Origin of the sequence: Xanthomonas theicola, from assembly GCF_014236795.1 — a bacterium.
In the GTDB taxonomy this organism is placed as follows: Bacteria; Pseudomonadota; Gammaproteobacteria; order Xanthomonadales; family Xanthomonadaceae; genus Xanthomonas_A; species Xanthomonas_A theicola.
This window is the reverse complement of the sequence record NZ_CP049017.1, coordinates 2,278,896-2,298,449: the sequence shown is the minus strand read 5'-3', so window position 1 is coordinate 2,298,449 and position 19,554 is coordinate 2,278,896. Positions and strand designations below refer to the sequence as shown.

Genomic DNA, 19,554 nt, shown 5'->3' with positions numbered 1-19,554 from the left:
GCGGCCTTAGCCGATCAGCCCGTCGACCGGCGAAGAGGCGCTGGCGTAGCGCTTGCGCGGGATGCGCCCGGCCAGGAACGCTTCGCGCCCGGCCTCGACCGCCTTGCGCATCGCGCCGGCCATCAGCACCGGATCGCGCGCGCCGGCGATGGCGGTGTTCATCAGCACGCCGTCGCAGCCCAGTTCCATCGCGATCGCCGCGTCCGAGGCGGTGCCCACGCCGGCGTCGACGAGGATCGGCACCTTGGCGTTGTCGATGATCTCCAGCAGGTTGTAGCGGTTCTGGATGCCCAGGCCCGAGCCGATCGGCGCGGCCAGCGGCATCACCGCCACGCAGCCGATCTGTTCCAGGCGCTTGGCCAGGATCGGGTCGTCGCTGGTATAGACCATCACCTCGAAGCCGTCGGCGACCAGGATCTCGGCGGCCTTCAGGGTCTGCACCACGTCCGGGAACAGGGTGCGCTGGTCGCCCAGCACTTCCAGCTTGGTCAGGTTGTGGCCGTCGAGCAGTTCGCGCGCCAGACGGCATGTGCGCACCGCGTCCTCGGCGCTGTAGCAGCCGGCGGTATTGGGCAGGATGGTGTAGCGCTGCGGCGGCAGCACGTCGAGCAGGTTGGGCTCGCCCGGAGTCTGGCCGATGTTGGAGCGGCGGATGGCGACGGTGACGATCTGCGCGCCGGCGGCCTCGGTGGCCTGCCGGGTCTGTTCCAGATCCTGGAACTTGCCGGTGCCGGTGAGCAGGCGGGAACGGTAGGGCTTGCCGGCGATCACCAGCGCGTCGTGAGGGGAGGGAGCGTTCATCGCCGGATTATCGCCCATCGCCCCCTGCGTTGCCGAGACGGCGCCGCGTCGTGCGGCGCATGGGATTCAGCCGCCGCCCAGCGCATGCACGATCTCGACCCGGTCGCCGTCGTGCAGCGCGTGCGTGGCATGCATGCCGCGTGGCACGATCGCGCCGTTGACCTCGACCGCGACGCGGCGCTGTGCAAGCCCTTCCTCGAGCAACAGGCTGGCGACGGTGGTGTGGGGAGGCAGGGGACGGACCTGGCCGTTCAATTCGATGTTCATGGCATCATTATCGTGCAGTGCGTGCCGGCAGGCGCGCGGTTGATTGCGGCAGTGCAACGTGGGCGTGAAGGGCAGGGGTGGAATCATGTCTGCCATGCGGCCGCGTATGTTCTGGTCGTGCCCTGAGTCACTTTTCATTTCATTACATTGCCCGGGAGGGCTTCCATGACTTCGTCCATCCGTCCATTCCGTTCGTTCCTGGCCGCTGCGATCGTGCTCGCTGCCGCACCCGCGTTCGCGCAGCAAACCTATAGCCGCACCGTGTTCTTCGGCGACAGCCTGACCGACGCCGGCTACTACCGGCCGCTGCTGCCGGCCTCGGTGCGTGCGGTGACCGGCCAGTTCACGACCAATCCAGACTGGGTCTGGGCGCAGTACCTCGCCGACTACTACGGCACCAACGCCAGCGCCAACGGCAACGGCCAGATCGGCGACGACTACGCCGCCGGCAATGCCCGCGTCGGCGTGGCCAACGCCAGCGTGCTGGGCGTGGCGCCGTCGCTGGCGACGCAGGCCAGCAACTACCTGGCCGCCAACGGCGGCAAGGCCGACCCGAACGCGCTGTACAGCGTGTGGGGCGGCGCCAACGATCTGCTCGCCATCGCGGGCGGCGCGCCGGCGCAGAGCACCATCGCCAGTGCGGTGGCCTCGGAAGCGGGCATCGTCGCCAGCTTGCAGGGCGCCGGCGCGCGCTACGTCATGGTTACCACCATTCCCGATGTCGGCCTCACCCCGCGCTTCCGCGCCGGCGGCGCGGCGGCGATGGCGCAGGGCACCGCGCTGGCCAGCAGCTACAACAGCGCGCTGTTCTCCGGCCTCAAGAGCGCCGGGCTGCGGGTCATCCCGGTGGACAGCTTCCACCTGCTGCAGGAAGTGATTGCCAGCCCGTCCACCTACGGCTTCGGCAACGTCGCCGGCACCGCCTGTCAGCCGCAGATCACTGCGCAGTCGCTGACCTGCAACCCGACCAGCTACGTCAGCGCCAACGCCGCCGACACCTACGTGTTCGCCGATGGCATCCACCCCACCGGCCGCACCCACGAACTGCTGGCGCAGTACGCGCTGTCGATTCTGGAAGGCCCGCGTCTGCAGCAGGTGCTGGCACACTCGGCCGAGGTCACCGGCCGCTCCCGCGCCGATCAGGTTGCCTGGCACGTCGACGGCCGCCCGGACGCGGATGGCATGCGCTGGTGGGGCAACCTGCGCGGCGACATGCAGCGCTACCAGCACGGCGACCTGTACGACGGCCTGGCTCCGGCCGGCCTGTTTGGCGTGGACTGGTTGCGCGGCGAGTGGGTGTTCGGCGGCTTCGGCGGCTTCGGCCGGGTCGATGCCGATTTCGGCAACCGCGGCGGCGACTACACCCAGGACGACAGCACCCTGGGCGGCTTCGCCGGCTGGTACGGCGAACACGTCTGGGTCAACGCCCAGGTCAGCTATAGCTGGCTGAGCTACGACGTGAAGCGCAAGGTCAACCTGGGCCTGGCCACCATCGAGCACAACGGCTCGCCGGACGGCAGCAACCTGACCGCGGCGCTGCAGGGCGGCTACGAGTTCGGCGAGGGCGCGTTCAAGCACGGCCCGGTGGCCGCGGCGATCTGGCAGAAGGTCAAGCTCGACGGCTACACCGAGAGCAACCCGAACTCCAGCGCGCTGGGTTATTACGATCGTGACGTCGAGTCGCTGGTCGGCCGGGTCGGCTGGAAGGCCAGCCTCGACGCCGGCGCGGTGAAGCCGTACCTGCAGGCGACCTACGACCACGAGTTCAAGAAGGGCGAGGAAGCCACCGCGTGGCTGCAGACCATGTCCGAACTAGGCGCCTACGCGGTGCCGGGCCTGGCCATCGACCGCAACTATGCCTCAGTGGTGCTGGGTGCGCGGACCAAGCTGTGGGGCCTGGAGAGCAACGTCGGCATCGCCGCCGCCACCGGCCAGGATCGCGCGCACGACACCTCGCTGTTCGTGAACGTCGGCGGCAGCTTCTGAGTTTCTGAAGCGCATGTCCTGCCTGGCGCCCGGCCTGCGGCAAGGAGGGCGCCAGGCAGGGCGCCAGGCTTGCCGTGGGCCGCGCGTCCCCGTCGTCACAGCGAGGCGTTGCGGCGCCGGGAACGGACGTCGTGCGGTCAGGCAGCAGCGGCTGGCGCGGCGTACGCGCGCCCAAGCGGCACGCTGCGGTCGCGGATGTACGCGGCTTTCTTGCGCAACCGCCGGCCCACCGCATAGACTGCGTTGGCGACGCGGGTGTAGCTCAATGGTAGAGCTGTAGCTTCCCAAGCTACTGACGAGGGTTCGATTCCCTTCACCCGCTCCAATTGCCACAATAGGTTTTGCGCAGAATGGACCGCTCCGCAAAATCCAGTGCGCTCCGCAATTATCGCGGAGGCGTGGTCTTGGAGAAGGAAATCCTGGCATTCAAATCACGTGTTGCACTTGATTCTTGAGACCGCCCTGGGATCGCAACTGAGGTGGCTCGCACGCGCATCAACCGCTACGAACATGGGTCAACGAGTGCACCTGCGCACCGCCAAGCGCTTGGCCGATGCCTTGGGGGTGCCATTGGCGGCGTTTTGTGCTGAGATCGATGAGGTGGCCGAAGCCATCATGGCCCTGGCCAAGCTTCCCGTAGACGAACAACGCAGTGTGGCGGAAGAACTGGTAAGACGAGCCTGGTCGCAGGCGAAGCTTCTATTCCAATATTGACATTGAGTTAAGCGTGTCAAAAAATTTACGCTTGGGAAAGTTGCGCGCTATGTTGCAATGGATTTACCTAGAAGGTTGATATGAACAAGAAAGTATTGGGGTTTATTGTTTTAGTATTTGCGCTTGCTGCTATTGGTATTGTGTGGGCGCATCAGTCTCGTGATGGCAAAGTCGCTGCGCGAGTAACTTCGTCCGAAGAAAAACATTCTCAGGTTGATACGTCTGACCAGGGGGAAGTTGCATCTGAATCTGCTGCGAATCCTGCGTCCCAGACTCAATCTCTTTCTGTTAGGCATCCTTTTCCTGAGGTGCCCCGAACAAGAGACGGCATGAGCTTTGAAAATGATCCTGGATACGCTGAGAGTAAGGCAGAGCAGCGATGGCTTGATCGTCATGGCTTTCCAAATGAGAAGCAACTTGAAGCCTATATGGTTGCACCGGAAGCGCTCTTGAAGCAGGCGTCTGCAGCAGGTGACAAAGTAGCACAGACTATTTTGGATGCAAGATTGCTCCCCACGGATCCTCTGGCTCAGCAACGTTTGGTAGAAGCAGGTGCTGAAGGGGATCTCTTCGCGCTCAATATGCTTGCTTCTTATCAGGGCGGAAGCCCCAATGGTGATCCGGTTGCTGCTTATGCCGTTTCGCGTGTTGCTGAGATGCGAGGTGATGCGCGAGCTGCAATCACTAGGGATTTGATGATTTCTATGCCTCTCACCACCGATCAAAGAATGCTCGCTGAAGCTGAGGCATTGCGTCTCAACGAGACAATTAATCAAATGTATCGAGCCAAGCACGGCACGGCACCAGTGTTGGACAAACGGCCTATTGTCGGACAGTGATTGATTATTTTTTTAAGGGAGTGTCATTTAGATGATAATTGCAAGAAAGTTCGGAATTACAGCGTTTGCATTGGTAAGCCTTGCGGGCATTGCGTATGCCTGTTCTGAACTTCCAATGCCTCCAATTCCGCCAATCAAAGTAAGTTTGGGCGAGATTCCGAAATTTAAGAATTATGCCAATCCTGCGAATGCGGCATTCATGAAAAAACTTGATGGCGCTGCCTCAAAGCTACTTGGTGAAAGTAATTGGGTTAATAACTCTTACAAGGGCTATGTTTCCTACACCGTCAGTATGCTTATGTATACCGGCCGGGCTATGGTTTACATCGAAAAACCATGCGGTAAGAAGGCCGAGGAAATGGCGGAACAGATTCGCGAGCAAGCTTCACAGGGCGGCGGTGGTGGCGGTGGTGGCGTGAACAACGGCTCGGGTGGAGGCGTTCTGATTGGCGGTGGTTGCTACGGAAGTTGTGGTGGAAAAATTCCGGTTGTTGACGTAGGTCCGCCGGACCAAATCAGCTAGATCTGCAATTTAATTTGATTCTTTGCGCACCCCGCACTTGCTGCGGGGTGTTTTTTTTAAGGTTCTTCACCCAAATCCGGGGAAGGCAGCCTTGATCTTCAGGAAGAAGTAGGCGTCATCTCCTCGCGCAGACGGTTGGCTTCGTCCACCCGCACCCGATCGATCACCTTCCGGCCGTACTTGGCCACCACGTGGAACAGGTCATAGACCAGATCGGCGTTGAGTCTGCCCTGCTGAAATACCAAAGTCCACCTACCGCTGGCCGTAGCGTTGCCCATTCCTGCGACCGCTGCTGATCGGGCAGGTTGGCCCAAAAAGGCGAATTTTCCCTCGGCCATAGGGCATGCAAGCGACCCGAATACCCCAATTAATAATGGTTCGTATTTCAGCAGCCTGTTAGGGCACGGGCGGAATGTAAAGGATCGGATATCCGCTGTATTGCGCAATGGTCCCGTCGCATGTGAGCAAGATCAGCCCCTGATGTTGGGCTTGTGCGATTAATGCCCGGTCGAAAGGATCGTTATGGAGGGGAGGTAGCGTGCCAATTTCTAGAGCGTCATCGCAGTCGAGGCTGATCTCCTCATACCCGTGCGCGTTGAGCTGTTGACGCAACTGATGCGGGTCATGATCGAACAGCGGCGACTTCTTGGCAAATTTGATCACCAACTCCCAGATGGACATCGAGCTGAAATAGAGCGCGTTGATTTCGTCCTCAATGATTTGCCTTGCTTGAGGTGGCAGTTTCGAGTCCTTCTGGGGCGGGGTCTCTTCAGCGGCCGCCCAGATGAGCAGATGTGTGTCGAGGAGGTATTTCATTCTTCGTTGAACATTTTTTCGATGTCGTCATGGGCGATGGAATTGAACTCATCAAGGTTAGGAACGTGCTGATGCCCAATCATGAACCCGAGCCGCTTCTTCTTAGGAGAGATAGGGAGTTCTCCAAGCGGGACCACTTTGACCAACGGCTTGCCCGATTTGGCAATCACAAACGCTTCTCCCTTCGCGGCTTTGTCGACCAACTTAGACAGGTGCGTCTTGGCTTTGTGGATGTTGATAAACTCCATGATGGTTCCAATTGAACTTAGTTCAAATAAACTTAGTTCAAGTAGGGCGGTATGTCCAGTGCTTGAGCTGCCTGTAGCCCATGCGATAAATTAGCCGTTCATCAAGGTATCGTTTGAGGTATCGTTTTTTGATCCCCTGGGCTATCCGAAGACTATGCGGATCAATGAGTTAGGGTGGTTTGGATTCTGTCTCCTTCGCCCGCTCCAATTCCCACAATGGTTTGCGCAGAATGGACCGCTCCGCAAAATCCAGTGCGCTCCGCAATTATCGCGTCGGCGTGGTCTTGGCACCCTTGCGCTTGCGTATGTAAATCTCCGTCGTGGTCACGGATGCGTGCCCCAGCTGCGCTTGCGCTTGCCGGATGTCGCCGGCCGAATCGGGCCTTGTCTGTGCCCGCCTTGGCGCGCAGGTCTCGGAACTGGAAGTCGTCCTTTGCGATCCCAGCCGCCTTGCGGGCCTGGTCGAACCTGTAGCGCAGCGCCGCACGCCCGATCGCTAGCCCGTCCGCGTCCACGATCATGCGCTTACTTCGCAGAGTCAGTCCCCGCTTTCTCGCCGCGATCCGGTCCAGCAAATCCGCCAATTCGCCAGTGACTGACATCGCGAGTTCGGCGCCTGTCTTGGCCTGCCGCACCACCAATTCGTCCGCGCTCAGCTGCCGCTCGTCCATGACCTTCGGCGCACCGTGGGCAGCGCGCTGGCGGTTGGCCCTACGACAATAGGGCACCTCTAAAAACCCCCGATTCTTGGCATCATGATTTTATTGCCATCGAGGGGTAAGTGCCGATGATCAGTCTGTTTGCCGGAGCCGAGCGCGAAGCCAAGCGCGAGCAATTGAGCGATCCACTGGAGTTGCTGTGGCGGCACATCGACTTCGCCGCGATCGCAGCGGTGATCGATGGCCGACTTCGCCTGGGCACCGGCCGCAAGGGCGGCCGCCCGGCGTGGCCGACGGAGTTGATGATCCGGCTGCTGTTGCTGCAACAGTTGTACAACCTGTGCGAGGAGGCGCTGGAGTACCAGGTACTGGACCGTCGCAGCTTCCAGCGCTTCCTGGGACTGGAGCACAGTGGCAAGGTGCCCGATGCCAAGACGATCTGGGTGTGGCGCGATCGGCTCAAGAAGCAGGATCTGATCGGCGAGATCAGCGGGGCGGGTTCATTGCCCGGGGCGGACAGATCGTCGATGCGAGCATCGTCAGTGCGCCGATCCAGCGCAACACGCCGGAGGAGAACGCCCAGATCAAGCAGGGCCAGAAGCCGCAAGGCTGGAGCGATGCCAAGCGAGGGCAGAAAGATGTACAGGCGCGCTGGACGCGCAAGCATGGCAAGGCCCATTACGGCTACAAGCTGCACGCCAACACGGATCGGCGCAGGGGCTTCATCGGCCGGCACGAGGTGAGCGCGGCCAACGTGCACGACAGCCGGCACTTTGAGACGCTGCTCGATCCGGCCAACACCGGGCGTACGGTAGGGGCCGACAGCGCCTATGCCAACCGGGCCCGGGAAGCCGAGCTCAGGCGACAAGGCTACCGAGCGGACATCCAGCACAAGGGCCAGGCGGACCAGCCGCTCAGTCCGGTCCAGCAGCGTCGGAACCATCGCATCGCCAAGGACCGGGCGTTGGGCGAACACCCGTTTGCCCGGCTCACCCAGCAGGGCGGCAAATGCCGACGGACGATTGGCCTGGCGCGTGCCCAGGTGGTGATCGGCCTGAAGGTCGCCGCGCACAACCTGATGCGGCTGGCGCGGCTGCAGAGCCAGGGGATCGTGCCCGCGTGAGCGGAAACGGCGGCTGGCAGGCCGCAATCAGAGTTTGAAATGACAAGGGGGGGGCTTCGGGCGCCACCAGCCAGAGGATGCGGCGGTGCCCGTCGCCTCACCAAGCATCTCAAACGGCAAAAATCCAGGTTGTTCGAGGTGCCCTTAAAGGTGTTGCAACGACCAGTTGAATCTGCCCTGGCTGCCGCGGTCGGTATGCACGATCAGTCCGGCCTTGGGCTGGCGCAGAGCGATGGCCATCTGCAGCGCAGTGCACATCAGCTCGGCGGGCATGTTTGGCGCCATCGCCCAGCCCACGATCTTGCGCGAGTACAGGTCCAGCACGGCGGCCAGGTACAGCCAGCCACGGTCGGTACGGATGTAGGTGATGTCCGCCGTCCAGGCCCGATCCGGGGCGCTGGGGTTAAAGCGCCGGAGGAGACCCGCAAGACGTTGAACGCCGCCGAGGCGCAGCACAAGCGCTGCTGTCGAAACACCGCATCGACTCAGGAATCAGGGAGGGGGGGCGTGATGCTCACCCCAACACAAGGAAGGCCCGAGCGCGCCAACGCCCGAGCCTTCGAAGCCGAAACCACCCAATCCATCAAGACAACATGGCGGAAGCTGCGCACGCGGGCGAAGCTGCCAGCCTGGTTCGCGCCGAAGGTGTTGCGCCACACGGTCGCGTCGGAACTGGCAAGCGCGGCGTGCCGGGCTGGGAAGTGTCGGGGCTGGTCGGTCACACGCGAGGCGAGGCAGCGGCCACCACAGGCGGTTACGCGAAGTTCGATCCAGCCTACATGGGAAAGGCCCGCAAGGCGTTGGATGCCTGGATCGCCGACCTGGCGACAGACGTTCCGAAGCTGCGCGGGGTCAGTTCGGGGTCAGTCGCAAAACGCGCGGGGAAGTCGGAGTCACCAAAAACCAATACAAATCATAGGTTTAAGGTGGTGGGCGGTACAGGGTTCGAACCTGTGACCCCTACCATGTCAAGGTAGTGCTCTACCGCTGAGCTAACCGCCCGTCGCTGCTGCGGCGAATACCGCTGCAGGGGCGCGAATCCTAGCCCATCTTGCGGCCAAGGACAATACCTGCGGCAGCGGCGTTCCTAGCTGACCAGGCTGGCGTCGCGCAGCTTCTTGATCTGGTCGCGCACGCGCGCCGCGTCCTCGAACTCCAGGTCGCGCGCATGCTGGAACATCTTCTGCTCCAGCGCCTTGAGCCGGGCCGCGACCTGCGCCGGCTCCAGCATGCGGTAGTCGGCCGGCTCCTCCGCCACTCGGCGGCCCTTGCCCTTGCCGGACTTGGCCTCCGCGGCGCCGTCGGCGCGCGCGCCTTCCAGGATGTCGACGATCGGCCGCGCCACCGACTTCGGAGTGATGCCATGCTCGAGGTTGTATTCCACCTGTTTCTCGCGGCGACGCCCGGTCTCGTCGATCGCCGCCTGCATCGAGCGGGTCATCCTGTCCGCGTACAGGATCGCCTTGCCGCGCAGGTTGCGCGCGGCGCGGCCGATGGTCTGGATCAACGAGCCGGTCGAGCGCAGGAAGCCCTCCTTGTCCGCGTCCAGGATCGCCACCAGCGACACCTCGGGCATGTCGAGGCCTTCGCGCAACAGGTTGATGCCGACCAGCACATCGAACTTGCCCAGGCGCAGGTCGCGGATGATCTCCACGCGCTCGACCGTGTCGATGTCCGAGTGCAGGTAGCGCACCTTGACCCCGTGTTCACCCAGGTACTCGGTGAGGTTCTCGGCCATGCGCTTGGTGAGCGTGGTGACCAGCACGCGATCGCCGGCGGCCACGCGCAGGTTGATCTCCGACAGCAGGTCGTCGACCTGGGTACCGACCGGGCGGATCTCCACCTGCGGATCGATCAGCCCGGTCGGGCGCACCACCAGTTCGGTGATCTCGCCGGCCGATTCGCGCAACTCGTACGCGCCAGGCGTGGCCGACACGTAGATGCTGCGCGGCGATCGCGCCTCCCACTCCTCGAAGCGCAGCGGGCGATTGTCCAGCGCCGACGGCAGCCGGAAGCCAAACTCGACCAGGGTCTCCTTGCGCGATCGGTCGCCCTTGTACATGGCGCCGATCTGCGGGATGGTCACGTGCGACTCGTCGATGACCAGCAGCGCATCGGCCGGAAGGTAGTCGAACAGGGTCGGCGGCGGCTCGCCCGGCCCCTTGCCGGTGAGATGGCGCGAGTAGTTCTCGATGCCGTTGCAGAAGCCGACCTCGGCCATCATCTCCAGGTCGAACTGGGTGCGCTGCGCCAGCCGCTGCGCCTCCACCAGCTTGTTCTGCGCGTACAGCTGCTCCAGCCGCTCCTTGAGCTCGATCTTGATGGTGTCCACGGCGCTGAGCGTGCGCTCGCGGGTGGTCGCGTAGTGGGTCTTCGGGTAGACCGTGTAGCGCTGCAGCTTGCGCAGGGTCTCGCCGGTCAGCGGATCGAACAGGGTCAGGTGCTCGACGTCGCCGTCGAACAGCTCGATGCGCAATGCCTCGCTGTCCGACTCGGCGGGAAACACGTCGATGATCTCGCCGCGCACGCGGAACGTGCCGCGGTGCAATTCGTACTCGTTGCGGGTGTACTGCAGGTCGGTCAGATGGCGGATCAACTGGCGCTGCTCGACGTGCTCGCCGATCGACAGGATCAGGCGCAACGACAGGTAGTCCTCCGGCGCGCCCAGGCCGTAGATCGCCGACACCGTGGCCACCACCAGCGCGTCGCGGCGCGACAGCAGCGTCTTGGTCGCGGCCAGGCGCATCTGTTCGATGTGCTCGTTGATCGAACTGTCCTTCTCGATGAAGGTGTCCGACGATGGCACATAGGCCTCGGGCTGGTAGTAGTCGTAATAGCTGACGAAGTACTCGACCGCGTTGTTCGGGAAGAACGCCTTGAACTCGCCGTACAGCTGCGCCGCCAGGGTCTTGTTGGGCGCCATCACCAGGGTCGGCTTCTGAATCGCCTCGACCACATTGGCGATGGTGTAGGTCTTGCCCGAGCCGGTCACCCCGAGCAGGGTCTGCTTGGCCAACCCAGCCTCGAAACCGGCCACCAGCTTCTCGATCGCCTGCGGCTGGTCGCCGGCCGGCGAGTACGGCGAGACGAGTTGGAAACGGTCGGACATGGACATGCCTCGGGAGAGATTTGAGGATAACGAACGCCGGCTGACCCAACGCCGGGGAGATTCCTTACATGGGAACGGAGAACCCCCTCATTCAAGCCCTTGCTGTCGGAAACGAGACTGGAGATCTCTCATCCGGAGACGGCGCACATGCGGAACGCCGCAACGCAAGGCTACACGCTGCTGCAGGTAACGATCGTGATGGTGGTGATCTGTGTAACCACCGCGATCGGCCTGCCCGCCTTCCGCGAACTGCTGGTGAACCAACGCCTGGCGACCACCGCGCACCGGCTCAGCAGCCAGTTCGCCCTGGCCCGCAGCAGTGCGATCAGCTCCGGCGTTCCGGTCAGCGCCTGCCCGTCGCGCGGCGATGGCAACTGCCGCAGCGACAGCGACTGGAGCCAGGGCTGGATCGTCTTTCGCGACCCGCAGCGACGTGGCGAACCAAGTGAGGCGGCCAGCATCCTGACCCAGGAAACCGCCCCGGCCGCCAACTCGGTCGTGCTGCTGTCCAACCAGGGCAGGCGCGCCATCCGCTTTCTGCCCGACGGGCGCAGTTCCGGCAGCAACCTCACCGTGCGGATCTGCGAACGTGGCCGGCTGCGCGCGACCGTGGTGGTGAACAATGCCGGACGCGTGCGCTCGGCCAAGGTGAAGGGACAAGCCCTCTGCCGAAGGCCGGAGTGAACGACAAAGGCCGCCGGAACCGCAGGACGCAGCAAATTTTCCCGGCAATTTTCCCGGTGCAAGGAAAAACCTGATTCCCCATCATGTGGTGACCCATCGGCTTCTGCACAGGTCGTGCGATTAATGTAGCGGCCTATCAGGCTGCTGAAATACCAAGCTCTGCCGTAAACTCTTCAAATTCCCAATGGCCCACACCGATGCGCGGAAGTGATGTGTTCATGGAGCAGTTGTTCACGGTCAGGCGGCTGGAGTCGTTCGTGCCGGCCGACCATCCGTTGCGCTCGATCCGGGTGATGGTCGATGAAGCGTTGGTGCGGCTGGACGGACTGTTTGCCGGGATGTATGCCGACAGCTCACGGGGCGGCCGGCCGCGCATCGCTCCGGAGAAGCTGCTGCGTGCGATGCTGTTGCAGGTGTTCTACAGCATCCGCTCGGAGCGGCAGCTGATGGAGCAAGTGCAGTACAACCTGTTGTTGCGCTGGTCCATCGGGTTGTCGATGGACGATGCAGTGTGGGTGCCGACGGTATTCAGCAAGAACCGCGATCGGTTGATCGCCCATGATGCGGTGATTGCGCTGTTCAACGAGGTGGTGGAGCTTGCCGATGGCCGGGGCTGGCTGTCGGGTGAGCACTTCAGCGTGGACGGGACGTTGATCCAGGCCTGGGTCGGGCATAAGAGCTTCAGGCGCAAGGATGGCGATGATGGGGATGGCGACGATTTTCGAGGACAGTCTCGCAGCAATGACACGCACGTCTCCACGAGCGATCCCAATGCGCGCCTGTATCGCAAGAGCAACACGGCCAGTGAACTGCGTTACATCGGGCGCACCTTGAGCGACAACCGGCCTGGACTGATCACCAATGCGCGAGTGACGCGGGCCGATGGCTATGCCGAACGCGAAGCGGCCAAGACGATGATCGCCGATGCCCGGCAGGCGGCCGACCCGGGAGCGGTCGTGACCGTCGGTGGGGACAAGGGCTACGACGCGGCGGAGTTGATCGACGCTCTGCAAGCCTCCAGGTGCTGGCGCACGTGGCGCAGAACACCTCGGGACGGCGTTCTGCGGTGCCTGATACGGTGGCGGCCAGTGAGGGCTATGCGGTCTCCCAGCGCAAGCGCAAGTTGATTGAGCAGGGCTTTGGCTGGGCCAAGGTGTTGGGACTGGACCGGCCAGATTTCCGTAGACACTCAGTCGCCGCTCTGCGCGTAGCGCCTTTCAAACTCTACCGGTGACACGCCGCCAGCGGAACCATGCCGGCGGATCGGGTTGTAGAACATCTCGATATAGTCGAACACGTCCGATGCCGCCATGGCGCGTGTCGGGTAGATCCGACGCTTGATACGTTCCTTCTTCAAGACGCTGAAGAAGCTCTCGGCCACGGCGTTGTCATGGCAGTTCCCGCGTCGGCTCATGCTCGGCACCATCCGGTGCGCCTTCAGGAACGACTGCCAATCGCTGCTGGTGGACTGGCAGCCCTGGTCGGAGTGCACCATCACGCCAGGACCGGGCTTGCGCCGCCACGCCGCTGCCACCAGTGCCTGCAGCACCAGATCGCTGGTCATTGTCGAAGCGGTTGCCCAACCCACGATCTGGCGCCAATACAGCTCCATTACCGCTGCCAAGAACAGCCAGCCCTCGTAGGTGCGGAGATAGGTGATGTCCGTGACCCAGACCTTGTTCGGGGCCTGCGGAATGAAGTCCCGGTTGAGCACATTCGCCACCACGCCGACCGGACCTCCCCGCTAACGCGGCTTGCTGCCGTAGCCAACCTGCGCTCGCAAGCCTTCGGCCTTCATCAAGCGCCGCACCCGGTGACGGCTGCAACGCTCGCCGGCCTCACGCAGATCCAGGGTGAGCTTGCGATAGCCGTACACCGCGCCGCTGGCCAGCCAGTGGTGCTTGATCAGGCCCAGCAAGCGCTGGTCCTCGCGTTCGCGGACGCTGGTGCCGTTGCGCAGCCAGGCCTAGTAACCACTGCGATGCACGCCCAGCACCCGGCACATCGTCGCCAGACGAAACTCCCGGACGTGCGCACGCATGAACGCGTACTTCGCCCTTACCCCTTGGCAAAGTACGCGGCGGCTTTTTCTAGGATGTCGCGCTCCTCGGTTACCCGCCTCAGTTCGGCCTTGAGCCGGCGAATCTCCGCTGAGTCGGTCGACGCCGCTGCAGCGCCGGCTGCCAGCGCCATCTTCCTGGCGGCCTGCACCCACCCGTATAGCGTGTGCTTGGGAATCCCGATTCGGGAGGCCACATCCACCACCGTGAAGCCGCGTTCGATCACCTGCTTCACCGCCTCGGCCCGGAACTCATCCGTGTACTGCTTGCTGTTGCCCATAAACACCTCGGTCATTGCCATCAATTATGGCGTCCGGATGTCTACGAAAGGCTGGCCGGTCCAGTTGTGCGATAGCGGCTATACCGGAGAACCGTTCGCCGAAGGCGTACGAGAGATCCTGGGCAAGCAAGTCACGGTGCAGATCGCCAAACGCAGCGAACTGCACACCTTCAAGGTCATGCCCAAGCGCTGGATCGTCGAACGCAGCTTTGCGTGGCTGGGAAAGAACCGAAGGCTATGGAAGAACTGCGAGCGTAAGCTCAACACCAGCTTGCAGTTCATCCACCTGGCATGCCTGACACTACTACTCAAAAGATCGTGAACAGGTTCTTAGGAACGTCCGCTGCACTTGCGGATTCAATCCGCGTCAAGATTAGATGAGGTTCTGGCGTGCGGCAGTGACACGGATGATTTCAGCGCGGTTGTTGTACGGAAGGAAGTACTCATGTCCATTCGGGTTCTCTTTTTGCACTTTGAGCCTGGGCAGCTTGCCGTCGTAGCGCAAAATGGCTGCGCTGGATTTCGGTATCGCGCCTGGCCGCACGGTTGACAGCGTATTCAAGAAGATCTCATATTTGCTGATATTGCTCCCGATCGAATCTCTCTCTTTTTCTGAACGCGCCGTTCTGAGTGCAACGTGCGCAGCTTCGTTCTTGGCGGAAATGAGGCGTTCTGCAAATTGGTGGTATTTTTTTTCCTGCATCGCGAGATTGAAGGCCGCCCCGCTGCTGTGGGAAATTTCTGCTCTTATACGTGTTAATAGTTGCATGATTGGATTGTAGGCTTCCTTGGTGTTTGGTTACAACCTGATGCTCGCGCCGCTGCCAAGTATGTATTCCAGACTTGGGGTATTTTTTTGGTCGGACGAGGATGGGTCACGGCGTAGATCTGTCGCTGCATTACGCCGGTGGGTCTTCTTGAATCCATCGGTCGATGAATGAATATTTCCAATGTTCCGGGCGAGTGAAGATGGTGGCCGGCGTTGGTTGCTTCCATTCATTGATGCGCTGCTTATGGTGCCAAAGCTTCCAACGCTACCAATAGGCATCACAAACTCCTTCAACTGCGTGGGAAGTTGAGCAATATAAGTGAAGAGCGAGACGATCATCTATAAAAAAACGATCAAACGGCAGATGCCGCCATCTGTGCTTGCGCTGCCAGGTTCGTGTGGCGAGTTCGGTTTGGATACGCAACGCGCCCTGGTCTGCGCGTGCGATGGCGCGTCCCGCCGTCCCGGCGATGTCATACCGATGTTGGCCCCGGAGCCGGCCAGCCCCCACGCTGCGGGGTCGATCGGAAGCGGCGCGCCGAGATGCGAGAGGAAGTACAGCGCGCGGATCGCTGCCGCTGCTATTTCAGCAGCAGCGGCAGCTTGTCCGGCTTGCCGTCCCAGTCGGCGGCGTCGGGCAGCGGTTCCTGGCGGGTGGTCAGCACTGGCCAGGCCTTGGCCAGTTTCGCATTGAGCGCGACGAAGCCTTCCTGGCCGGCGGGCACATCGTCTTCGGGATAGATCGCATTGGCCGGGCACTCCGGTTCGCACAGGGTGCAGTCGATGCACTCGTCCGGATCGATCACCAGGAAATTGGGCCCGGCGTGGAAACAGTCCACGGGGCATACTTCCACGCAGTCGGTATATTTGCACTTGATGCAGTTTTCGGTGACGACAAAAGGCATGGCTCGATCCGGCGAGTAACCGTGCAATTCTAAAGCAGTCGGCGCCGGCGCGTGGCACCGCGCGCGGGGCGGGGCCTGGTCCGCTGCGCCGCTGTCGGCGGCCGGGCCACGGCTGGTCAGTCGCCGATGCCGCCGTGGCGCTGCGCGAGGCGGTACAGCCCGTGCGCGGCGAGATCCTCCGGGTGCGTGCGCACTGCGCTGCCCAGCGTGCGCAGTGCATGCGCGTAGCGATTCAGCAGTCCGCTGCCGCCGACCAGGTGTACGGTCGGCGACAGCGGCAGGCGCGCGCGCAGTTCGTGGCCGATCAACAGGCCGGACAGGTAGGACGGCGCGGCCGCCGCGCTCAGTCGCTCGAACAGACCGAGGCTGCGCACGCCGAACAGATGGTGCAGCAGGCCGCCGGGGTCGCCGCTGCGCTGCACCCCGGCATCGAAGCCGGCGGCATCGAAATCCGCGTCGCCGGCGACCATCAGCCGCGCCAGCAGGCTGTGCCGGCGCAGCAACGCGTACAACTCGCCGGTCAGCATCGTCGCCAGGGCGGCGATGCGGCCGTGCTCCAGCGCGACCCATTTGCTGTGGGTGCCGGGCAGGCAGACGCTGTGCCGGCCTGCGCCGTGCGGCTCCTGCGACAAGGTGTCGAGCAGGCCGATCAGCTGGGTCTCCTCGCCGCGCATCACGTCCGGCACCGCCTCGGCGCTACTGGCCACGCCGGGCACGAACCACAGCGTGCGGCCGGGCAGCGCCGGGTCCTGCAGCGGCTGCATGGCCGCGGCGAGCGCCCCGGCATCGGCCGGGCACGGCGCGTACGCCAGTTCGATCCAGCCGTTGCGGCTGCCGATCATGCCGCACAGCACCACATCGCCAGGCCAGCCCTCGACCAGCGCCGCCAGGGTCGCGGCGAAACGGCCCTGGCAGGCGCCGATGCCCTGGTCGCTGCGGCGTTGCTCGAGCACGCGGCCATCGGCAGTGAGCCGGTAGCCGCGCAGGCTGCTGGTCCCCCAGTCGACGGCGATCATGCGCTGGCGATGCGCCCTTCGGGCAGGCCGGCGATGCCGACCGCAGCGACGAACAGGCCGCCGGCCTGCGGGGTGCGCGCGAGTTCGGCGTCGGTGTGGTCCTGCCGCGACGTGCTCAGGTACAGCGTGCTGCCGTCGGTGCCGCCCAGCGCGGGGCAGGTGGGATGCTTGACCGGCAGCGCGACGCTGCGCTCGACGCTGCCGTCGGGCCGGTAGCGCACCACTCGCCAGGCGCGCCATTGCGCGTTCCACAGGTGGCCTTCGGCGTCGACGATGGCGCCGTCGGGCTCGGCGTCGGGGTGGTCCAGTTCCACGAACACGCGGCTGTTGCCAGTGTGCGCGCTGGCGGCGTCGTAGTCGCAGCACAGGATGCGCGGGCGCACCGAGTCGCAGTAGTACATGGTGCGGCCGTCGGCGCTGAAGCAGATCGCATTGGGGATCGCCACGCCGGGCAGCGGCAGGCGGCGCAGGCCGTGGCGTGCGGACCACTGGTAGAAGCTGCCGACCGGCGCCCGGTCGTCGCGCTCGCTCATGGTGCCGAACACGAAGTTGCCGTGGCGGTCGCTGCGGCCATCGTTGCTGCGAGTGTCGTCGCGCTCGGGCTCGAGGTCGGCCAGCTTGTGCAGCGCCAGGTCGCGCGCGTCGGCGGCGCCGGCGTCTGGATCGGCCGCGTACACGCCCTTGGCCAGGGCCAGCAGCAGGCGGCCGTCGTCGAACAGGCCCACGCAGCCGGGGCGGTCGGGCAGGCTCCAGTGGCGGCTGGCGCCGCTGGCCGGGTCGTGGCGCCACAGCCGGCGCGCACTGATGTCGACCCAGAACAGCACTTGGCGGCGTTCGCACCACACCAGGCCTTCGCCGTGGCTGCAGCGGCTGTCCACCGCCAGCGTGGCGGTGTGGGCGGGTGGCTGTGCAGCGGTCATGGGCTCACCATTCGGCGATGCTGCCGTCGGCATGGCGCCAGACCGGATTGTGCCAGTCGGGCGGGTTCTCGTTGGCACGGCGCAGGCGCTCCTCGTCGATCTCCACGCCGAGGCCGGGCCTGGGCAGCGCGGCGATGCTGCCGCCATCGTCGCAGGCGAAGTCTTCCTTGTTCAGCACGTAGTCGAGCAGGTCGGCGCCTTCGTTGTAGTGGATGCCGATGCTCTGTTCCTGCAGCACCGCGTTGTGCGAGACGAAATCCACCTGCAGGCAGGCCGCCAGCGCGACCGGGCCGAGCGGGCAGTGCGGTGCCAGGCCGACGTCGTAGGCGTCGGCCATGCTGGCGATCTTCAGGCACTCGGTGATGCCGCCGGCGTGCGACAGGTCCGGCTGCAGCAGCGACAGGCCGCCGGCCTGCAGCACCGGCTTGAAGTCAAAGCGCGAGAACATGCGCTCGCCGGCGGCCAGCGGGATCGGCGTGGAGGCGGCCAGGCGTGGATAGTATTCGGCCAGTTCCGGCAGCACCGGTTCCTCGACGAACAACGGCTTGAACGGCTCCAGCTCGCGCAGCAGCACGCGCGCCATCGGCGCGGCGACGCGGCCGTGGAAATCGATGCCGAAGTCGATGCTGGTGCCGAACGCCTCGCGGATCTGCGCGACCTTGGCCACCGCCGCGTCCACCGCGCGCGGCCCGTCGACCAGCTTCATCTCCTCGGTACCGTTGAACTTGAAGGTGTCGAAGCCGAGTTCGCGGTAGCCCCGCACCTGCGCGATGATGTCGGCAGGGCGGTCGCCGCCGACCCAGCGGTAGGTCTTCATGCGTTCGCGCACCAGCCCGCCGAGCAGTTCGTACACCGGCACGCCCAGCGCCTTGCCCTTGATGTCCCACAGCGCCTGATCGATGCCGGCGATGGCGCTCATCAGGATCGGCCCGCCGCGGTAGAAGCCGCTGCGGTACAGCAGCTGCCAGATGTCGTTGATCCGCGACGGGTCCTTGCCGATCAGATGGCCGCCCAGCTCGTGCACCGCGGCGTCGACGCTGCGCGCGCGGCCTTCGATGACCGGTTCGCCCCAGCCGGTGATGCCCTCGTCGGTTTCGACCTTCAGGAACAGCCAGCGCGGCGCGGCGTGGTAGGTGGTGAGGCGAACGATCTTCATGCGTGGTCCAAGTAGGCTTGGCGGAAGGCGGCGGCCTGTGCCTGGGTCTGCGCGAGCGCCTGGCCGGGCCGGTACAGTTCGCCGCCGATGCCGGCGCCGATCGCGCCGGCGGCCAGGTAGTCGCGCAGGGTGTCAGTACTGACGCCGCCGACCACGAACAGCGGCGTGGTCGCCGGCAGCACCGCGCGCAGCGCGCGCAGGTGGCCGGGGCCGTAGGTGGCGGCGGGGAACAGCTTGAGCATCTGCGCGCCGGCGTCGAGCGCGTCGAAGGCCTCGGTGGCGGTGGCGAAGCCGGCCGCCACCTGCAGGCCGCGCGCGACCGCGTGGCGGATCACCGGCGGACGCGTGTTGGGGGTGACGATGAAGCGCGCGCCGAGGTCGGCGAGGGTGTCGACCTCGGCGATCTTCAGCACCGTGCCGCCGCCGATCCAGCAGCGCTGGCCGAACGCCTGCGCGGCCGCGCCGATGCTCTCCGCCCAGCGCGGCGAGTTGAGCGGGATCTCGATCGCGTCGTAGCCGGCGTCGGCCAGCGCGCCGACATGCGCCAGCGCATGCTCGGGGGTGAGGCCGCGCAGGATCGCGATCAGGGGGAACTGGAACGGTGAGGCGGCGGACATCGGCGTACCTGGCAGCGAGGGCATGGAGCGGGGGCGTTCACCACCAGATCGCCGGCGCGGCC

At 64.2% G+C, this 19,554-nt stretch carries 20 protein-coding genes, 2 tRNA genes and 5 pseudogenes; 10 read left to right on the top strand and 17 right to left on the bottom strand.

Features of this window, described 5'->3' with window-relative positions:
• Positions 1-6: 6 nt before the first annotated feature.
• Positions 7-801 (bottom strand): thiazole synthase, encoded by a 795-nt coding sequence (locus tag G4Q83_RS10640; RefSeq protein WP_128419242.1) that lies wholly within the window; start codon positions 799-801, stop codon positions 7-9.
• A gap of 66 nt (positions 802-867) precedes the next feature.
• Positions 868-1,068 carry a sulfur carrier protein ThiS gene (thiS, locus tag G4Q83_RS10635; RefSeq protein ID WP_128419241.1) on the bottom strand — a complete coding sequence of 67 codons (201 nt, stop codon included), beginning with the start codon at positions 1,066-1,068 and terminating at the stop codon, positions 868-870.
• A 165-nt stretch (positions 1,069-1,233) separates the two neighbouring features.
• On the opposite strand from thiS, the gene G4Q83_RS10630 reads away from it, so the two are divergent.
• A complete protein-coding gene (locus G4Q83_RS10630) occupies positions 1,234-3,054 on the top strand; it encodes an autotransporter outer membrane beta-barrel domain-containing protein (protein ID WP_128419240.1) in 1,821 nt (606 codons plus the stop codon).
• Positions 3,055-3,191: 137 nt separating this feature from the next.
• On the opposite strand, the gene G4Q83_RS24090 is transcribed toward G4Q83_RS10630, so the two are convergent.
• Positions 3,192-3,320 (bottom strand): hypothetical protein, encoded by a 129-nt coding sequence (locus G4Q83_RS24090; protein WP_281402000.1) that lies wholly within the window; start codon positions 3,318-3,320, stop codon positions 3,192-3,194.
• Here G4Q83_RS24090 and G4Q83_RS10625 point away from each other — a divergent pair.
• The 4 genes and pseudogenes from G4Q83_RS10625 (at position 3,306) to G4Q83_RS10610 (ending at position 5,130) form a co-directional block, all read left to right on the top strand.
• A tRNA-Gly gene (locus G4Q83_RS10625) sits at positions 3,306-3,379 on the top strand. The genes G4Q83_RS24090 and G4Q83_RS10625 overlap by 15 nt on opposite strands.
• Positions 3,380-3,518: 139 nt before the next feature.
• A pseudogene (locus G4Q83_RS10620) lies at positions 3,519-3,768 on the top strand (helix-turn-helix domain-containing protein); the annotation flags it as partial.
• 80 nt (positions 3,769-3,848) lie between these two features.
• The gene (locus G4Q83_RS10615; RefSeq protein ID WP_246432352.1) at positions 3,849-4,607 is read left to right on the top strand and encodes a hypothetical protein; all 759 of its coding nucleotides are present in this window, start codon (positions 3,849-3,851) and stop codon (positions 4,605-4,607) included.
• A gap of 31 nt (positions 4,608-4,638) precedes the next feature.
• Entirely contained in the window at positions 4,639-5,130 is a 492-nt protein-coding gene (locus tag G4Q83_RS10610) for a hypothetical protein (RefSeq protein ID WP_128419239.1), read from the top strand.
• A 98-nt stretch (positions 5,131-5,228) separates the two neighbouring features.
• On the opposite strand, the gene G4Q83_RS10605 is transcribed toward G4Q83_RS10610, so the two are convergent.
• The 4 genes from G4Q83_RS10605 to G4Q83_RS23300 form a co-directional block, all read right to left on the bottom strand.
• Positions 5,229-5,468 carry a hypothetical protein gene (locus G4Q83_RS10605; protein WP_128419238.1) on the bottom strand — a complete coding sequence of 80 codons (240 nt, stop codon included), beginning with the start codon at positions 5,466-5,468 and terminating at the stop codon, positions 5,229-5,231.
• 58 nt (positions 5,469-5,526) lie between these two features.
• Positions 5,527-5,946 carry a type II toxin-antitoxin system VapC family toxin gene (locus G4Q83_RS10600; RefSeq protein ID WP_128419237.1) on the bottom strand — a complete coding sequence of 140 codons (420 nt, stop codon included), beginning with the start codon at positions 5,944-5,946 and terminating at the stop codon, positions 5,527-5,529.
• Positions 5,943-6,194: a type II toxin-antitoxin system Phd/YefM family antitoxin gene (locus G4Q83_RS10595; RefSeq protein ID WP_128419236.1), complete on the bottom strand. Its 252-nt coding sequence runs from the start codon at positions 6,192-6,194 to the stop codon at positions 5,943-5,945. The genes G4Q83_RS10600 and G4Q83_RS10595 overlap by 4 nt, the downstream gene beginning before the upstream one ends.
• A 161-nt stretch (positions 6,195-6,355) precedes the next feature.
• Entirely contained in the window at positions 6,356-6,865 is a 510-nt protein-coding gene (locus G4Q83_RS23300) for a site-specific integrase (RefSeq protein ID WP_246432351.1), read from the bottom strand.
• Positions 6,866-6,981: 116 nt separating this feature from the next.
• Here G4Q83_RS23300 and G4Q83_RS24590 point away from each other — a divergent pair.
• Both G4Q83_RS24590 and G4Q83_RS10585 read left to right on the top strand, forming a co-directional pair.
• Positions 6,982-7,251: pseudogene (locus G4Q83_RS24590) on the top strand (transposase); the annotation flags it as partial.
• 47 nt (positions 7,252-7,298) lie between these two features.
• A complete protein-coding gene (locus G4Q83_RS10585; RefSeq protein ID WP_211288376.1) occupies positions 7,299-7,976 on the top strand; it encodes an IS5 family transposase in 678 nt (225 codons plus the stop codon).
• 177 nt (positions 7,977-8,153) lie between these two features.
• Here the strand turns inward: G4Q83_RS10585 and G4Q83_RS10580 are convergent.
• The 3 genes and pseudogenes from G4Q83_RS10580 to uvrB all read right to left on the bottom strand — a co-directional run.
• A pseudogene (locus G4Q83_RS10580) lies at positions 8,154-8,396 on the bottom strand (DDE-type integrase/transposase/recombinase); the annotation flags it as partial.
• Positions 8,397-8,903: 507 nt separating this feature from the next.
• Positions 8,904-8,978 (bottom strand) — tRNA-Val (locus G4Q83_RS10575).
• Between the two features lie 85 nt (positions 8,979-9,063).
• Positions 9,064-11,085, bottom strand: a complete 2,022-nt coding sequence (gene uvrB / locus G4Q83_RS10570; protein WP_128421863.1) for an excinuclease ABC subunit UvrB — start codon at positions 11,083-11,085, stop codon at positions 9,064-9,066.
• Positions 11,086-11,232: 147 nt separating this feature from the next.
• Here uvrB and G4Q83_RS10565 point away from each other — a divergent pair, with 147 nt between their 5' ends.
• Both G4Q83_RS10565 and G4Q83_RS10560 read left to right on the top strand, forming a co-directional pair.
• Complete coding sequence (locus G4Q83_RS10565; RefSeq protein WP_128421864.1) at positions 11,233-11,769, top strand: GspH/FimT family pseudopilin; 537 nt, start codon at positions 11,233-11,235, stop codon at positions 11,767-11,769.
• Positions 11,770-11,966: 197 nt separating this feature from the next.
• Positions 11,967-13,003: pseudogene (locus tag G4Q83_RS10560) on the top strand (IS5 family transposase).
• Here the strand turns inward: G4Q83_RS10560 and G4Q83_RS10555 are convergent.
• Positions 12,959-14,109: pseudogene (locus tag G4Q83_RS10555) on the bottom strand (IS3 family transposase). The pseudogenes G4Q83_RS10560 and G4Q83_RS10555 overlap by 45 nt on opposite strands.
• Positions 14,110-14,146: 37 nt before the next feature.
• Here G4Q83_RS10555 and G4Q83_RS10550 point away from each other — a divergent pair.
• Positions 14,147-14,431, top strand: a complete 285-nt coding sequence (locus tag G4Q83_RS10550) for a transposase (RefSeq protein ID WP_185817395.1) — start codon at positions 14,147-14,149, stop codon at positions 14,429-14,431.
• 51 nt (positions 14,432-14,482) lie between these two features.
• On the opposite strand, the gene G4Q83_RS10545 is transcribed toward G4Q83_RS10550, so the two are convergent.
• From G4Q83_RS10545 to G4Q83_RS10520, 6 genes are all read right to left on the bottom strand, one after another.
• The gene (locus tag G4Q83_RS10545) at positions 14,483-14,878 is read right to left on the bottom strand and encodes a hypothetical protein (RefSeq protein ID WP_128421683.1); all 396 of its coding nucleotides are present in this window, start codon (positions 14,876-14,878) and stop codon (positions 14,483-14,485) included.
• A 581-nt stretch (positions 14,879-15,459) separates the two neighbouring features.
• Positions 15,460-15,783, bottom strand: a complete 324-nt coding sequence (gene fdxA, locus G4Q83_RS10540) for a ferredoxin FdxA (RefSeq protein WP_128421682.1) — start codon at positions 15,781-15,783, stop codon at positions 15,460-15,462.
• A gap of 116 nt (positions 15,784-15,899) precedes the next feature.
• On the bottom strand, positions 15,900-16,799 hold the full coding sequence (locus G4Q83_RS10535) for a 2-dehydro-3-deoxygalactonokinase (RefSeq protein ID WP_128421681.1): 900 nt from the start codon (positions 16,797-16,799) through the stop codon (positions 15,900-15,902).
• Complete coding sequence (locus G4Q83_RS10530; RefSeq protein WP_128421680.1) at positions 16,796-17,719, bottom strand: SMP-30/gluconolactonase/LRE family protein; 924 nt, start codon at positions 17,717-17,719, stop codon at positions 16,796-16,798. Before G4Q83_RS10530 ends, G4Q83_RS10535 begins: the two co-directional genes overlap by 4 nt.
• Before the next feature lie 4 nt (positions 17,720-17,723).
• Positions 17,724-18,875 carry a galactonate dehydratase gene (gene dgoD, locus G4Q83_RS10525; protein ID WP_128421679.1) on the bottom strand — a complete coding sequence of 384 codons (1,152 nt, stop codon included), beginning with the start codon at positions 18,873-18,875 and terminating at the stop codon, positions 17,724-17,726.
• Complete coding sequence (locus G4Q83_RS10520) at positions 18,872-19,492, bottom strand: 2-dehydro-3-deoxy-6-phosphogalactonate aldolase (RefSeq protein ID WP_128421678.1); 621 nt, start codon at positions 19,490-19,492, stop codon at positions 18,872-18,874. The genes dgoD and G4Q83_RS10520 overlap by 4 nt, the downstream gene beginning before the upstream one ends.
• Between the last annotated feature and the right edge of the window lie 62 nt (positions 19,493-19,554).